Source organism: Pseudomonas sp. EA_65y_Pfl2_P74, from assembly GCF_963970575.1.
Lineage (GTDB): Bacteria > Pseudomonadota > Gammaproteobacteria > Pseudomonadales > Pseudomonadaceae > Aquipseudomonas > Aquipseudomonas baetica_A.
In genome coordinates, this window is the sequence record NZ_CAXAOQ010000077.1 from 1 (window position 1) to 1,320 (window position 1,320).

The window sequence follows — 1,320 nt, forward strand, 5'->3', positions numbered from 1 at the left end:
CGGCGGATGGAACGCTGGTGATTCAGGCCGGGCCGCATGCGCGGGTTACCGCGAGCCAAGTGGTGATTGATGCCGGGACAAGCCTGACGCTGAGTGCTGGCGGTCATCACATCGTCATCAATTCGGGGGGGATCTTCAGCAGCGTCGCTATCGTCGAGGGCGGCGCGCCAGTGGTGGGTGTCACGGCGCAGACAGCGTTGGCGGCAGCGCCCGAAGATCCACAGGCGCTGATCGCGCTGTCCATCACCACGCAAATAGCCGCGCTGGCTCAGGCCGCAGAGCAAGCCGCTTCAGTCTGCGCCGCGTGCGAAAAACTGGCGCAGGTGAACGCATGAGTCGGGCTTATCTGTTGCTGGATCGAATCCAGATCGACAAACTTTCGGATCGCCTGTTCGAGCTGACGGGCGGCGCGCCTGTTCACTCGCTTTATCAGCGTACCGCCTACAGCGCTTTGGAAAAGGCCGGCCCCGTGCTGATCGGTGTGACCCCCGATAGCCCGTTGGCAACGGTTTTTTGGCAGGAGTGGAGCGCAACGGCGGGCATCTGGCTGGAGTCTGAGGCCGTCGAAGATCAAGTGCTGGCGCATTTGCGCGGCCTGATCCACGCGCGGGTTGACGGGGGGGCGACGGTTTTCTTTCGTTTCTACGACCCGCGTATTACCGCGTTGTGGCTGAAGGATTTGCCCTCGCCTGAGCGTGATCGACTGATGGGGCCAGTACGGCTGATTCGTCTGCCGGATTCACAGATCAATCAGCAAACCGAGCACCCCGCGATCCCGTATGCGCACAAGCCCTGGCTGGTGCTGACGGCGGAACAACTCGATCACCTGAACGCGGCCAAGCGCCAGTCTTTTGCCAGACAGTTGATCGAGCACGGTCAACGCTATTTCCCCCAATACCTCAACACAATGGATTCGACAGCTTTGCAGCAATGGGCCATGGAGTGTCAGGCCAGTGCTGCACGGCGGGGCTTCAGTGCCGTCGATGAAGTCCTGCGCTGGGCGCGTTTCTTCACAGTGCTGGGCACTGACTTTCCCGATGGTGCCGAGCACGGCGCCTACCGGCGTTTGCTGGACGAACCCCGAGTGTTGCCGCACCAGCGTCTGGACAACCTCAACAGCGCATTGACGCACCAATTGCTGACCGACAAGGACTTCGCCCGATGAGCGCCGAAAAACTGGCCATGGTCGACGTGGCCGCTCAGGCCGAACGCGAGGCCAAAGCCCAGCCACACGCTGATATCAGTTGCACGGTGCATCCGTGTCCCGCCAGTCAGCCCGAACTGTTTGTGGTGCCGGTGCGTTACGCGCTGGCGCACGAA

At 61.9% G+C, this 1,320-nt stretch carries 1 protein-coding gene and 1 pseudogene; both read left to right on the top strand.

Annotated features, from left to right (window positions below; genetic code table 11):
• Positions 1–335: pseudogene (locus AACY18_RS27880) on the top strand (type VI secretion system tip protein VgrG); the annotation flags it as partial.
• Positions 332–1,165, top strand: a complete 834-nt coding sequence (locus AACY18_RS27885; protein WP_339466844.1) for a DUF4123 domain-containing protein — start codon at positions 332–334, stop codon at positions 1,163–1,165. The pseudogene AACY18_RS27880 and the gene AACY18_RS27885, both read left to right, overlap by 4 nt.
• Positions 1,166–1,320 lie beyond the last annotated feature (155 nt).